This is a genomic window from Streptacidiphilus sp. MAP12-20 (assembly GCF_041262525.1).
In the GTDB taxonomy this organism is placed as follows: Bacteria; Actinomycetota; Actinomycetes; order Streptomycetales; family Streptomycetaceae; genus Streptacidiphilus.
In genome coordinates this window covers 93,267-106,365 of the sequence record NZ_JBGCCK010000027.1, presented here as the reverse complement: position 1 = coordinate 106,365, position 13,099 = coordinate 93,267, and the positions used below count along the sequence as shown (strand labels likewise).

The window sequence follows — 13,099 nt, the reverse complement described above, 5'->3', positions numbered from 1 at the left end:
TAACTGGCGTTGACTTTTGGCACGCTGTTGAGTTCTCAAGGAACGGACGCTTCCTTTGCTTCCCTTTCGGGCCGCTCCGGGCGCTTCCTTCGTTTCCCAGCCTATCAGAGCTTTTCAGCTCCGATTCACCGGGATTTCGTCTTCCCGTTCCGCCTCAATCAGGGCGGTCACCGGGGCAACTCGTAGAACACTACGCCACGCGTTGCCCCGGCTCCAAATCAGCGTCCGGCCAGCGTGTCGAGCGCCGCGCGGTCGAGGCCGGAGGCCTTCTCGACCTCCGACGCGTCGACCGCGCCGCAGTCCAGACCGCGCAGGAGGTAGCCGCTCAGGGCCTTGGCCGTCGCCGGCTCGTCCATGACGTCGCCGCCCGCGCGCGCGACATACGCGGACAGGCGGGCGGCGGCGGCGTCCAGTCCCTCGCGGTAGAAGGCGTAGACCGCCGCGTAGCGGGTGGGCAGGTGGCCGGGGTGCATGTCCCAGCCCTGGTAGTAGGCGCGCTCCAGCGAACGGCGGACCAAGCGGTGGTGCAGCTGCCAGGCCGCGTGGACCTGCTCGGTCGGGCCGGTCGGGATGACGTTCGTCGAACCGTCCGACAGGCGCACGCCCGTTCCGGCCGCCGCCACCTGCATGACGGCCTTCGCGTGGTCGGCGACCGGGTGCTCCATGCTCTGGTACGCCGCGCTCACCCCGCACGAGGCGCTGTAGTCGAAGGTGCCGTAGTGCAGGCTCGTCGCCCGGCCCCGAGCCGCCTCGATCATCCGCGCCACGGTGGCGCGGCCGTCCGCGCCAAGGATGGCCTGGGTGGTCTCGATCTGGATCTCGAAGCCGATCCGTCCCGCCGGGAGGCCCGCCGCCTGCTCGAATCCGTCCAGCAGCGTGGCCATCGCCGCGACCTGCTCCGCGTAGGTCACCTTGGGCAGCGTCAGGACCAGCTGCTCGGGGAGCGCGCCGGCGTCCGCGTCCAGCAGGCCGGTGAGGAAGAGGTCGAGCGTGCGGATGCCCCGGGCCCGAACGGCGGGCTCCATGCACTTCATCCGGATTCCGACGAACGGCGGCGCGTTCCCCTCTGCGACCGCGGCGGCCACCAGCTGCGCGGCGCGCACGGCGGCAGCGTCCTCCTCGGCGTCGGGCCGAGGGCCGTAGCCGTCCTCGAAGTCGATTCGCAGGTCCTCGATCGGCTCGCGCTCCAGCTTGGCGCGGACGCGGTCGTGCACGTCGGCCGCGAGGGCGGCGTCCTGCTGGCCGACGACGGCGGCGAGGGCCGCGGCGTCCGGGGCATGCGCGTCGAGCAGGTCGAGGGCCTGTCGGCCCCAGTCGCCCACGAGCTCGCCGATGCCGCGCTCGGCGAGGGCGTCGGCCGGGACGTAGACGGTGTGGACGGGCTGGCGGGTGCCAGGATCGCCCGGGTAGCGCGCGGCGAGATCCGCGTCGACCCCGGCGAGGTCGGCTTCGATGACCTCCCGCAGGCTGCTGGAGAACGTGGTTCGCGCGGCCATGACTGCCCCTTCGCCCGTACCTCGGCACGGTAGACGTCAACAGATCGACAGATCAGTCAGATCAACAGTTTGTTGATGGGACGCTATCGACGCACCGCAGCCACGTCAACGTTTTGTTGCGGACCGGGCCGAAGCCGGTCGGTTCTCCTTCCGCCAGACGAAGGCCAGCCCCGACCAGTCCTCCCCGACGGCAGCCACCTTCACGTCCACGACGCCCAGCGGGAGGAAGACCTCGCGCAGGTCGTTCTCCGTGATGTCGCTGAGGTGACCCGCCGCCCGGCGCGGCCAGGTGATCCAGAGACAGGCCGTCGGCTGGAGCGCAGCCACCAACTTCCTCGCGTCGGCTCGCAGCTCGGCCGTCTCCCGGTAGAAGGCGACCGTCACGTCCGCCGCCGTCGGGTCCTGGTCGAGGCGGGCGTCCGGCGGCAGCTCGGGGATGGCCCAGCCCCGCGGCGCGTGGAGCAGCGCCACGCGATGGCCGGGCTTGATGCGGAGCTTCTTCGCCAGCGGCGTGCCCGAGTAACCCGAGTCCGTCATGCCCCGATCCTCGCATTCGGACCCGCCCCGAGCACGCTCTCACGCGTCCAGATGCGCCAGCACCTCGGCGACGAAGCGCTCCGGCTCCTCGTGCCAGAGCCGGTGCCCCGCCTCGGCGAAGACGACCAGTCGACTGCCCGGGTGCAGCTCGGCGACACGGCGCGCGGGCGCGGTGCCGACGATGCCGTCCCGCCCACCGGCCAGGACCAGCGGTCGCGCGCCGGACGCGGCGAGGCGGTCGAGCCGCCCCGCGTTCTGCTCCGGGGCGGGCCCACCGGCGTAGAAGGCCGCGCGGTACCAGTCGGGGGCGTTGTCCATCGGCTGCGCATAAAGAGCGGCGGCGGACTTGGTCCACCGTCCCCACACGAACGGCACGGTGCGGAACATCAGTTCATCGATCCGGTCCGCAGCGACCCCGCCCGCGGCCAGCTCTGCCTCCGCCGCGCGCGCCGACTCGTACCAGGGCTCCGCCGCGAAGCCGAGCTTGATCTCGGCGAGCTCCGCCGCGTCCGGTTCGCGCGAGACGCGGCCGACCGGGGTCACGATGACGAGTCGCCGCGCCCGCCCCGGGAACGCGGCCGCGTACTCCTGCGCCGTCAACGCCGCCGCGGAATGGCCGAGCAGGTCGAGCTGATCGACGCCGAGGTGTCGGCGCAGGGCCTCCACGTCGCGCGCCTGCGCTGTGTACGCGCAGCGCGTGCGGTCCTCGGGCACCGGCGAGCGGCCGGTCGCGCGCTGGTCGGGGAGGATCAGCGTGCGGTGGGCGTCCAGGCCGCCCAGCCCGCCCAGGTAGCGGACGTCCGCGCCGGGGCCGCCCGGCAGGCAGACGATCGGCGCGCCGGACCCGCGTACGGCGTAGCCGAGTTCGGCCCCGTCGTCGCTGGTGAAGGTAGAGGTGGCTACGAACTCTTCAGCACTGTTGATCGACACGGTTCGCATCCTCACACATCGTCAGACGGCCACGCCACGCCCGCTTCCAGCGCGAGACGGCGCAGCAGTGCGGGGACACTGGTGCCGATCGGCTCACGGACGACTTCCGCCGCCGGGTCGTCGTAGGGCGTCGGGTCGGCGTTCACGACGATCACCCGGGCTCCGCCCGCCAGCGCGATGTCGACGAGCCCCGCTGCCGGGTGGACCTGCAGGGTGGTCCCGACCGCGAGCAGCACGTCGCACGCGGCGGCCACGACCCGCGCCTGGCCGAGTACCTGCGGGTCGAGGTGTTCGCCGAAGAGGACGGTGGCGGGCTTGAGCACGCCCCCGCACGCGGGGCAGGGCGGATCGGCCTCCCCCGCTCGCACCCGGGCCAGGGCATCGGCCATGGCGCCGCGCACCTTGCAGCGCACGCACTGCACCCTCCGCGCCGTCCCGTGCAGTTCCAGCACCTTGCGCGGGCTGACGCCACCGAGCTGGTGCAGGCCGTCGACGTTCTGCGTGAGCACGCGGATCGGCAGGCCGGTCCGCTCGTATGCGGCCAGCGCGCGGTGGGCCACGTTGGGCTGCGCGTCCAGGACGCCGGTCTCCAGCCGCATCCGCCAGGCGCGGCGGCGGACCTCGGGGTCGGCGAGGTAGTCGGCGATGGTGACCATGCGCTGCGCGGTCGGGTCGTCCCGCCACAGGCCCTGGGGGCCGCGGTAGTCGCGCAGGCCGGAGTCGGTGGACAGGCCCGCTCCGCTCAGCACGGCGACGAGAGGGCGAGCGGCAGCGGCGTTCGCGGCAGCGTTCATGGCAGGAAACCTAGCCAGCCCCGGCACCGAACGGCGACCCGATCTTCGCGCGCACTTTCTCCTCGCAGAGACCTGTTGCGCGGAGGTGACTCAGCAGTATGTTGACAACATGTCTAATAAGCAGCCGGCCTGGGCGCCGGAGGACCTGGACCGCTTCCGCGCTGTTCAGCAGCTCGCGTACCGCTGCGCCGAGAGCGTCGCGGCGACGCTGGAGCCGGGTGTGACCGAGAAGCAGGCCGCGCAACGGATGCGGCGCTGGCTGGAGGCCAACGGCGCGGACGACTGGTTCCACGTGCCGTTCGCCTGGTTCGGGGACCGGACGGTATTCCACAAGTTCCGTTCCCCCCTGCAGTTCTTCCCCACCGACCGCCGGCTCGAGGAGGGCATGCCCTACATCCTCGACTGCGCGCCCGTCGCCGACGGCTACACCGCCGACATCGGCTACGCCGCCAGTCTGGGCGGCAACCTGGTGCAGCAGCAGATCCTCGACGACCTCCAGGAGTACCGGGCGCTGATCCTGGCCGAGGTGCGCGAGCGCAAGCCGCTCAACGAGATCTACCGCTCCGTGGACGGCCTGATCGCGAAGCACGGCTACGAGAACCGGCACCGCGTCTACCCGGGCCGGGTGCTCGCGCACCAGGTCACCCGCCTCAAGGTGCGCGGTCCGCGCACCGTCGTGGCCGGATTCGGCGTACGCAGCCTGCAGACCCTCGGCCGCGAACTGATCGGCGAGCGGATCCAGCACCGCTCTCCCCTCTGGGCCGACGGCAAGTCCTCCGCCCACACCCCGACGCCGGGCCTGTGGGCGGTCGAGCCGCACCTGGGACTGCGCCGCGTGGGCGCGAAGTTCGAGGAACTGCTCGTCGTCACCGAGGACGACGCGTACTGGCTCGACGAGGACCTTCCGCACGTCAGGAACTGGGCCGCGACGCCCAGGAACACCGAGCTGCAGAAGACCAAGCCACAGAAGGCCCAGGCCGAGCAGGCCCAGCCCGAGGGGAGCGCAGCGTGAAGGAGCAGCAGTCCTTCGTGACCGCGCCCGACGGCGTGCGGCTGGCGGTGTTCGAGTGGGGCGACCGCTCCGCCGCCTCCACCGTCGTGCTGGTGCACGGCTACCCGGACACCCACGCCGTCTGGCGGCCCATCGCCGAGCAGCTCGCCGAGCGCCACCACGTCGTCGCCTACGACGTGCGCGGAGCGGGCGCCTCGGACGCGCCGCGCCGGATCGGCGCCTACACGCTCGCGACGCTCGAGGCCGACCTCGGCGCGGTGCTCCAACATGCCTCCCCCGACCGGCCCGTGCACCTGGTCGGCCACGACTGGGGTTCGATCCAGTCCTGGGAGTCCGTCACCGGCACCGCGCTGGCCGACCGGATCGCCTCGTTCAGCTCGATCTCCGGACCCTGCCTGGACCACGTCGGCCAGTGGATGCGCGACAAGCTGCGCCACCCCAGCCCGCGCGGGCTCGCGCAGGCGGCGTGGCAGGGCGTGCACTCGTGGTACATCGGCTACTTCCACCTGCCGCTGTTGCCGCCGCTGCTCTGGCGCACCGCGATGGTGAAGGCCTGGCCGGCCCTGCTGCGCGCGCTCGAGGGCGTGCCGCACGGCAGCGGATCGCCGACCTTCCCGACCGACGCCGTGCGCGGCCTCGCGCTCTACCGGGCGAACATGATCCCCCGGCTGTCCCGCCCCCGGCGGCGGCCCACGGACATCCCGGTCCAGCTCGTGCTGCCGCAGAAGGACCTCTTCGTCACCCCGTCCATGGCCGGGCAGGCCCCACAGCCCTACGTCGACCGGCTCTGGCGCCGGCCGCTGCGGGCCGGGCACTGGGCGCCGCTGACGCACGAGACCGTGCTCGCCCGCTGGATCGACGAGTTCGTCACCCACGTCGAGGGCGGCCCGGCCGCGCCGGGCCTTGAGCGCGCACAGGTCCACCACACCGTGGAACTCGCGGCGGAGCCGCGTCCCGCGCACACCGGACAGCTGGTCGTGGTGACCGGCGCGGGCAGCGGGATCGGCCGGGCGACGGCGCTGGCCTTCGCCGAGGCGGGCGCGTCGGTCGTCGCCGCCGACCTGAACCCGGACTCCGCCGCCCGCACCGCGCAGCTCGCGACGCTGCTGGGCGCGCCGCACGCGGGCTCCTACGCCGTCGACGTCTCGGACGTCGCCGCGATGGAGTCCTTCGCCAAGGCGGTTCAGGCCGAGTACGGCGTACCGGACGTGGTCGTCAACAACGCCGGCATCGGGCTCGGCGGCGCGTTCCTGGACACGCAGACCTCCGACTGGGACGCGGTGCTCGGCGTCAACCTGATGGGCGTGGTGCACGGCTGTCGGCTCTTCGGCGCGATGATGAAGGAGCGCGGCGAGGGCGGACACATCGTCAACATCGCCTCCGCCGCCGCTTTCCTGCCCTCGCGCACGCTGGCCGCCTACGCCACCAGCAAGGCCGCGGTGCTGATGCTGAGCGAATGCCTGCGCGCGGAGCTGGCGGACGAGGGGATCGGCGTCAGCGCCGTCTGCCCCGGGTTCGTCAACACGGCCATCGCCAAGACCACCCGCTACGTCGGCGTCAGCGACGGCGAGCAGGACCGGCTGCGCCGCAACGCGGACCGGCTCTACCGGCTGCGCAACCTGCCCCCGGAGCGGATCGCCGAGGCGGTGCTGCGCGCGGTGCGCGAGAACCGTCCGGTCGTGCCGGTGGCCGCCGAGGCGCGCATCGGGCAGGCGCTGAGCCGCTTCGCGCCGGGCGCGCTGCGCTTCGTGGCCCGCAGGGACCTCACTCCGCGCTGAGCCGCACTCCTCCCCTGAACTTCTTCCCTCGCACGAACCTGTACGACAAGGAGCCGAGTACCGTGACCGAACTCGCCGTCAGCACCGAGCACGCGCCGCTGCAGGCGCGCCGAGTCACTTTCGACTGGGCCGAGACCCCCATGCACTGGGTCCCCGACGACCCGTTCTCCACGCATATGATCAACGTGCTGCACCTGCTGCTGCCCGCCGGTGAGCGCTGGTTCGTCGACGTCTACAAGCAGGCGCTGCCGCTGGTCCGCGACGCGCGGCTGCGCGAGGACATGATCGGGTTCATCGGCCAGGAGGCCGTGCACTCGCAAGCGCACTCGACCGTCCTCGACCACCTGGTCGCGCAGGGCCTTGACCCCTCCCCTTACACCGACCAGATGGACTGGTTCTTCGAGCACCTGCTCGGCGACCACACCGCGCCGCCCGCCGCGACGGCCTGGTGGCTCAAGGAGCGGGTCGCCTTCATCGCCGCGATCGAGCACTTCACCGCCGTGCTGGGCAAGTGGGTGCTGGACGCGAAGGGCTTCGAGCGCTACGGCGCGGACCCGGTGATGGTGGACCTGCTGCGCTGGCACGGCGCGGAGGAGGTCGAGCACCGCTCGGTGGCCTACGACGTCTTCCAGCACGTCGACGGCCGCTACTCGCGGCGGCTGCGGACGATGACGACGGTCTTCCCGACGCTGTTCTGGCTCTGGGTCCGGGGCGTGAAGTTCTTCATCGCCCACGATCCGGAGCTGACGCCCGCTCAGCGCCGGGCGCTGGAGCCGAAGATCAAGGACTGGGTGCGCGCGGCCAAGGCCGGCCTGGTGCCCGCGCCGAAGGACATCTTCAGCGCGGTGCCGCGCTACATGCGCAAGCGCTACCACCCGACGCAGGAGGGCTCGACGGCGAAGGCGCTGGCCTATCTCGCGAGTTCGCCCGCCGCGCGCGCCGCCGCCGAGCAGGCGGAGGCGGCGACGCGTCCGCTGCAGCTGGTCGTGGCCGAGCGGCGCACGCCCGCCGAGGACGTCGCGGAGCTGCTGCTGACCTCGGCCGACGGGGCGGACCTGCCGGCCTGGGAGCCGGGTGCGCACCTGGACCTGCTGCTGCCCTCGGGGCTGGTGCGGCAGTACTCGCTGTGCGGGGATCCGGCGGACCGCAGCGCGTACCGGATCGGTGTGCGGTTGACCGAGGACACCCGGGGCGGCTCGAAGGAGGTGCACGAGTCGCTGACGGCGGGCGCGTCGGCGCAGGCGCACCGGCCGCGCAACCGGTTCCCGCTCGCAGCGGGCGCCGGGCCGCGGTTCTTCGTCGCGGGCGGGATCGGGATCACGCCCATCCTGTCGATGGTTCGCGAGAGCGCTGCTCGCGGTTGTGACTGGCGTCTGCTGTATGTCGGGCGCTCACGAACGAGCATGCCGTTCCTCGACGAGATCGGTGCTCTCGCGGAGGCGGGTGAGCGCGTGACCGTCGTCGAGACCGACACCGAGGGGCTGCCCGACCTCGCCGCCGCACTGGAGGCGGCCCCGCACGGCGCCGTCGTCCACGTCTGCGGCCCGCAGCCGCTGATGGACGCCGTGGTGTCGACGCTCGCCACGCTGCGCCCCGGCGTCGAGGCGCGCCTGGAGCGCTTCCACCCGGCCGACGGGAGCGCCCACGGTGACACCGTCGAGGTCGAGCTGCGGCGCACCGGCGAGTCGCTCACCGTGCCGCCGGACCGCAGCGTGCTCAGCGCCGTGCGCGACCGCCTGCCCGACCTCGCCTACAGCTGTGAGCAGGGCTTCTGCGGAACCTGCAAGGTCAGGGTCCTCGGCGGCACGCCGGAGCACCGCGACGAACTGCTGACGGTGGAGGAGCGCGCGGACTCCATGCTCATCTGCGTCTCCCGCAGCCAGGACGGCAAGCTCGTGCTCGACCTCTGAACGGACGCGCGGCTCTCACAGCCCTTACAACGCGTCGCGCTTCTGCAGCCAGAGGAACGCCGCCCAGCCGGGCAGCAGGGGCAGCCAGAAGGTGCACAGCCGGTAGACCAGGACCACCGGCACCCACGTCGCGGTCGGCGTGCCGGTGGTCACCCGCAGGGCGTAGGCGAGCGCCGCGTCGGTCGAGCCGATGCCGCCGGGCGTCGGGATCGCCGAGCCCACCGTCGAGCCGAGCAGCTGTGCGACGGTCACCTCGGCGAAGCCGGGGTACTGCCCGAAGGCCCGGGCGCAGAACCAGAGGCTCGCGGCGGCCATCAGGGTCACCGCCAGCTGACCGACGATGCCGACGGCGAGCTTGCCCGGCTGCCGCAGCAGCTCGGCGAAGCGCGGCCCGGCCTCGCGCAGCCGCGCGGCCAGCCAGTGGCGCAGCCGGGGCACCCCCACCCCGGCGCCGAGGACCACCGCCAGCGAGCCTGCGGCGATGAGCAGGGTGGCGCCGGTCGGCAGCGAGGCGGCGTAGTCCGCACCGATGTAGGTGCCGAAGCCGACGAGCAGCAACAGGTGCAGCACCAGGCCGATGATCTGCCCGAGGGCGACGCTCGCCAGGGCCTGCGCCTGGGGGATGCCCGAGCGGGCGAGGAAGCGGGTATTGACGGCCGCGCTGCCGAGACCGCCGGGGGTGGCGAGGTTCACGAAGAACCCCGACAGCTGCGCGAGCAGTGCTCTCCTCAGAGACACCCGCTCCGGAACGAAACCGACGATCGCGGCGGTCGACCCGATCGATCCGCCCACCGCGGCAAGCACAGCCGGCACCAGCCATCCGGCGTTTGCCCGCTCCAACACCGGCAGCGGGTTCGCGTCGTGCCGGACGATCTGCAGCAGCACGACGTAGGCCACGATCGCGCAGAGCGCGACGGTGACCAGTCGCCTCAGTCGCAGCGGGTGCCGCGGCGCGGTCTCCGGTTCCCCTGACTGTTCCGGCTGCTCCGGATCCGGCTCAGCACTCTTCGCCACGTCAGGACTGTTCGAGGACATGGCGTAGAACTCTCCGCTTTCCGCGGACCTTCGACCGCAGCACCGGACGGACCGGAAGCACGGGCCGTGACATGCTCTTTCCGTTCCCGACGCGTCATCAGGCAAACATGAAACTTCTCGGTACGAACACCTGCCCGCAACACTCGACCGCGACACTGGCCTTCCGGGGCACGCCCCGACCCACCGGACGACGCTAAGGGGAACGCACGGATGACGACCAGGCTCAGCCCGTTGGACACGGCCTTCTGGAGCCTGGAAGCACCCGACGCCCCCCTGCATATCGGCGCCCTCGCCGCCTTCCTCCCCGCCCCGGGCGTGACCGTCGATCCAGACGCCCTGATCGGCGTACTCGCCGCCCGCGCGCAGACGATTCCGCGGCTGCGCCGCCGCGTGCGCAGCTCGTGGAATCCGCTGGAGGGCCCGTACTGGGAGGACCAGCCCGACTTCGACGCGACCGCCCACCTCACCCACCACGCCGTGGACCAGTCGGCGACCGGCCTGGAAGACACCGTGGCCGCGCTCATGGCGAAGCCAGTCCCGCGCCACGCGCCGCCGTGGGAGATCCATCTCCTCAGCACGGGGACCGGCTTCTTCCTCCTCTTCAAGGTGCACCACGCCGCCGTCGACGGGCTCCGCGCCCTCGAGGTCGGCATGCGCCTCTTCGACCAGTTCGCCGACGCTCCGCCGCGCAGCACGACGTCCACGACGTCCCGCCCGGCCACCGTGCCGCCGACAGGCCCATTGCCGCTGCGCCTGCTCCGCGCCATACCCGTCGAGGCCCGCCGCACCCTGCGCGCGGCAGAGCTCGCCGGCGACGCGCTCCTCGCCTCCGTCGGGGGCGTCGAGCGCGCCCTGCTCCGGCCTTCCGAGCTGCGCCGCCCGGCTCCGGGACCGCCCGCGCTCGCACTGCCGACGCTCGACCTCGACGAGATCCGCACCGTCAGGAAGGCCCACGGCGGCACCGTCAACGACGTCGTCCTCGCCCTGCTGGCCGGAACGCTGCGCGCGTGGGGCGAGTCGGACGACGCGCGCGTGCTGGTACCGGTCAGCGACCGGGGCGGCCGCCGGTCCGGGGCGACCGCCGGGGGCAATCGGCTCTCCGGCTACCTGGTCGACTTGCCCGTCTCCGAGCCCGATCCGCGCGAGCGGCTGCGGCTGGTCCGCGAGGCCATGGACGCTCACAAGCGGCGCGGCCCCCGGCGCGGCGCGGGTGCGGTGGCCCTGCTGGCCGACCTCCTGCCCGCGTCCGGCCATCAGCTGACCGCGCCTCTCCTCCGGTCCTCGGCGCCGCTGCTCTTCGACGCCCTGGTCACCAACGTGCCGATGCCCGACTTCTCCTTCTCGCTCGGCGGCCATGCGCTGACCGGCCTCCATCCGCTGCCGCCGCTGGCCCAGCGGCAGACCCTGGCCGTCGCCGTGAGCAGCTACCTCGGCCGGGTCCATCTCGGCCTCCGCGGCCGCTTCGCGTCCCCCGCCCGCACGGCAGACCTGCGGGACGCCCTGGACGCGTCCATGGCAGAACTGCTGGCGACGTGCTGACGGGGACAAGCCCGGACGGCTCAAGACCGTCCGGTCTAAGCTGCCTCCCATGACCGCCGCCACCGGTTCGTCCGGCGCCGCCGCGCCACGGCCGCGTCGCAGGCTCAGCGTCGAGCAGCGGCGCGAGCAGCTGATCGCCGTCGCGCTCGAGTTCTTCGCGCACCACGCGCCGGAGGAGGTGTCCATCGACGACATCGCCGCCGCCGCGGGCGCCTCCCGGCCGTTGGTCTACCACTACTTCCCCGGCAAGCAGGGCCTCTACGAGGAGGCGATCCGCCGGGCCGGTCGGCAGATGGCGGCGCTCTTCGAGGAGCCGAAGCACGGCCCGCTCTCCGAGCGGCTGCACCGGGTGATGGGCCGCTACCTCGACTTCGTCGACGCGCACGGCCCCGGCTTCGCCGCGCTGCTGCGCAACGGCTCGGCGGCGTCCAGCCCCGGCACGGGCGCGGTGATCGACCAGGTCCGGCACGCCGCCGAGCTGGCTGTCCTCTCCCACCTGGGCCTCATGGACCCGAGCCCCCGGATCCGGCTCGCGGTGCGGACCTGGATCGGCAACGCGGAGATCACCGCGCTGGCCTGGCTCCAGGACCAGCAGCGGGAGAAGCGGCTGCACCGGGACGAGCTGCAGCTCATGCTGGTGCAGGAGTTCGTCGTCCAGCTGCTGGTGGTGCAGGTCCACGAGCCGGAACTGGGCCCGGCGATGCGCCGCTACCTCGCACTGGAACGACCGGAGGGACCGGCCGGACAGCTGCTGGGCGGGCTGCTGGCCCTGCTCGGGGACGGGGAGCTCGCGGGCGAGGCGCTGCGGCTGGCCTCCGATCATCAGATATGAAGGATTGTTCATTCCTTCCGGTATAGTTCCTGTCGAGACCAGCCGACCGAGGAGCGACCGTGAGCCACGACACCACCCACGGCCGCGACACCGCACACAGCCATGCCGGCCACGACGCCCACGAGCACGGGGGTCCCAGCAGTCACGCGGGCCACAGCCACGGCGTCTCCGCCGACGCCGACCGCCGCTACCTGCTCGCCGCGCTCGGGTTCATCGCCGCGTTCATGGCCGCCGAGGTCACCGTCGGGCTCTTCGCCCGGTCCCTCGCGCTGATCTCCGACGCCGGTCACATGTTGACCGACGCCGCCTCCATCGCCCTGGCCCTGATCGCCATGCGGCTGGCCGCCCGCCCGGCCAAGGGGTCACTGACCTTCGGCCTCAAGCGCGCCGAGATCCTCTCCGCACAGGCGAACGGGATCACCCTGCTCGCCCTCGCCGCGATCTTCCTCTACGAGGCGGTGCGCCGACTGATCTCGCCGCCCCCCGTCGCGGGCGGCGTGGTGCTGGCGACGGCTTTGGTCGGCATCGTGATCAACGTGATCGCAGCCTGGTTGATCTCCCGGGCCAACCGGACCAGCCTCAACGTCGAGGGCGCCTACCAGCACATCCTCAACGACGCCTGGGCGTTCATCGCGACCGCGATCTCCGGACTGGTCGTGCTCCTCACCGGCTTCAGCCGCGCCGACGCGATCGCGACGCTCGTCGTCGCGGGGCTGATGCTCAAGGCCGGCTACGGACTGGTCCGCGAGTCCGGCCGGATCTTCCTGGAAGCCGCCCCCGCCGGCCTGGACCCGGACGCCGTGGGCGCGCGCCTGGCCGCCGTCCCGGGAGTCGTCGAGCTCCACGACCTGCACATCTGGACGATCACCTCCGGCTACCCCGCCCTCTCCGCCCACGTGCTGGTCCGCGACGAGCTCGACTGCCACGCGGTCCGCATGACGCTGGAGCGCGAGCTGCACGAGCGCTACGCCATCGAGCACACGACGCTCCAGGTCGACCACGCTTCGCCGGAGACCCTGCAACTCGGCCCGGCCATGGACGTGACCCGCCCATCCGGCACGGACTCCGGCCACTGCCGTGACCCGCACGGCAGCTCCCACCGTGCCCGTTACTGACCAGCCTGGCCGAACTTGACCGGATGTTATCAAGCTGTGATCTGCTTATTTCGTACATATCTGAACAATCCTCAGCTGCACCCCTCCCCTCCAAGGGTGGTCTTACGGAACGCTTAGCCGA

At 72.4% G+C, this 13,099-nt stretch carries 11 protein-coding genes and 1 pseudogene; 7 read left to right on the top strand and 5 right to left on the bottom strand.

The genetic code is table 11. The features are described from left to right. Positions 1-218 precede the first annotated feature (218 nt). From ABIA32_RS29180 to ABIA32_RS29165, 4 genes are all read right to left on the bottom strand, one after another. Positions 219-1,496, bottom strand: coding sequence for an aldolase (locus ABIA32_RS29180; RefSeq protein ID WP_370101844.1), 1,278 nt, complete (start codon positions 1,494-1,496; stop codon positions 219-221). A gap of 105 nt (positions 1,497-1,601) precedes the next feature. Further along, a complete protein-coding gene (locus ABIA32_RS29175) occupies positions 1,602-2,033 on the bottom strand; it encodes a DUF3052 domain-containing protein (RefSeq protein WP_370101841.1) in 432 nt (143 codons plus the stop codon). Positions 2,034-2,072: 39 nt separating this feature from the next. Next, positions 2,073-2,963 carry an alpha/beta fold hydrolase gene (locus ABIA32_RS29170; protein WP_370101839.1) on the bottom strand — a complete coding sequence of 297 codons (891 nt, stop codon included), beginning with the start codon at positions 2,961-2,963 and terminating at the stop codon, positions 2,073-2,075. A gap of 11 nt (positions 2,964-2,974) precedes the next feature. Further along, positions 2,975-3,757, bottom strand: coding sequence for an NAD-dependent deacetylase (locus ABIA32_RS29165; protein ID WP_370101836.1), 783 nt, complete (start codon positions 3,755-3,757; stop codon positions 2,975-2,977). A 109-nt stretch (positions 3,758-3,866) separates the two neighbouring features. Here ABIA32_RS29165 and ABIA32_RS29160 point away from each other — a divergent pair, with 109 nt between their 5' ends. The 4 genes and pseudogenes from ABIA32_RS29160 (at position 3,867) to ABIA32_RS29145 (ending at position 8,457) form a co-directional block, all read left to right on the top strand. Continuing rightward, positions 3,867-4,769, top strand: a complete 903-nt coding sequence (locus ABIA32_RS29160; protein WP_370101834.1) for a M24 family metallopeptidase — start codon at positions 3,867-3,869, stop codon at positions 4,767-4,769. Beyond that, entirely contained in the window at positions 4,766-6,547 is a 1,782-nt protein-coding gene (locus tag ABIA32_RS29155) for an SDR family oxidoreductase (protein ID WP_370101831.1), read from the top strand. The genes ABIA32_RS29160 and ABIA32_RS29155 overlap by 4 nt, the downstream gene beginning before the upstream one ends. Positions 6,548-6,687: 140 nt before the next feature. Beyond that, a pseudogene (locus tag ABIA32_RS29150) lies at positions 6,688-7,503 on the top strand (metal-dependent hydrolase); the annotation flags it as partial. A 378-nt stretch (positions 7,504-7,881) separates the two neighbouring features. After that, positions 7,882-8,457 (top strand): flavin reductase family protein, encoded by a 576-nt coding sequence (locus ABIA32_RS29145; RefSeq protein WP_370101859.1) that lies wholly within the window; start codon positions 7,882-7,884, stop codon positions 8,455-8,457. Between the two features lie 24 nt (positions 8,458-8,481). Here the strand turns inward: ABIA32_RS29145 and ABIA32_RS29140 are convergent, their stop codons facing one another. Beyond that, positions 8,482-9,471: a YbhN family protein gene (locus tag ABIA32_RS29140; protein ID WP_370101829.1), complete on the bottom strand. Its 990-nt coding sequence runs from the start codon at positions 9,469-9,471 to the stop codon at positions 8,482-8,484. A gap of 231 nt (positions 9,472-9,702) precedes the next feature. On the opposite strand from ABIA32_RS29140, the gene ABIA32_RS29135 reads away from it, so the two are divergent. The 3 genes from ABIA32_RS29135 to ABIA32_RS29125 are packed head-to-tail and all read left to right on the top strand — an operon-like array spanning position 9,703 to position 12,978. Continuing rightward, positions 9,703-11,031: a wax ester/triacylglycerol synthase domain-containing protein gene (locus ABIA32_RS29135; protein WP_370101826.1), complete on the top strand. Its 1,329-nt coding sequence runs from the start codon at positions 9,703-9,705 to the stop codon at positions 11,029-11,031. A 49-nt stretch (positions 11,032-11,080) separates the two neighbouring features. Further along, on the top strand, positions 11,081-11,863 hold the full coding sequence (locus ABIA32_RS29130; protein ID WP_370101824.1) for a TetR/AcrR family transcriptional regulator: 783 nt from the start codon (positions 11,081-11,083) through the stop codon (positions 11,861-11,863). A gap of 59 nt (positions 11,864-11,922) precedes the next feature. Then, positions 11,923-12,978, top strand: coding sequence for a cation diffusion facilitator family transporter (locus ABIA32_RS29125; protein WP_370101821.1), 1,056 nt, complete (start codon positions 11,923-11,925; stop codon positions 12,976-12,978). Positions 12,979-13,099 lie beyond the last annotated feature (121 nt).